The sequence below is a fragment of the Oleiphilus sp. HI0066 genome, assembly GCF_001635725.1.
Map to the genome: position 1 here is coordinate 1 of NZ_LWFH01001596.1, position 877 is coordinate 877.

Below are 877 nucleotides of genomic sequence, written 5' to 3' on the forward strand. Positions count from 1 at the left end.
ACGAGCATACAACCATCGATGAACATGCGCCTTTCCTAGAGCATTGCGCAAAACAACTGAGTCCAGATCCACGACATCGGCCAAGGATTCTAGCAATACCGTTTCGACATCTGAAGCACTGACATTGAGATTCCGAGCCGCCCATGACTCAGAGCTGTGTAGCGTCATAACCAACAGGCTAGCATCAATATTCCGATCTGGCTTACGCGATTCAACCGACACCAGCCCTATGACGTCACTTTGGATTGACCCAATTTTCTCTAGCATCTTTACTGTCTCAGCATCAAGAACACGCTTATCAAACGCAAAAACAGAGACCCACTGCGCGTGGTGACGCGACTCAGACATTGATGAATAAAGCCGGTGGTCGCGCCCCAATATCTCCGNCGCTTGAATCGGCGGCGTAGCCAAAATGAGATGGTCGGCCTCAAGTGTTTTGTTTTCAGAAGCTACGTCTAATTCGACAGTCCAAAGATTTTCGTTCCGGCTTGCGCTGAGCACTCGCGCTCCGAACAAGGTTGACGCGCTGCCCAGCGCTCCACGGGTAAGCAAAGAATTACGTCCGCGAACAATCGCCCTGCTAGATTCAATCACGACATCTTCCCTCGAAGAAAGATAGGCCTCAAAATAAGAGTGGCTCACTTCAAAAAACTGACACCCTAAGTCGACGCCAAAAGCGATCTCGCCCGCCTTCAAACGTTTGGAGGAAACCCTCCCCCCAGATCCTCGCGCTTTATCAATAATCAATACTGACTTGCCTTCAGCCTGTAGTCGTCCTGCGATAAAAGCCCCTGCCATTCCAGCGCCAATAACGGCAAAGTCCCAGCGTTGAGAAAAAGGGGATGTTTTTTGATCCATAGTTAATCCGAAATTTAAG

1 protein-coding gene is annotated in these 877 nt (G+C 49.7%); it reads right to left on the reverse strand.

Annotation, left to right across the window (positions count from 1 at the left end):
- On the reverse strand, positions 1-858 hold an 858-nt coding region (locus A3738_RS30165), incomplete at its 3' end, for an NAD(P)-binding protein (protein ID WP_068763931.1).
- Between the last annotated feature and the right edge of the window lie 19 nt (positions 859-877).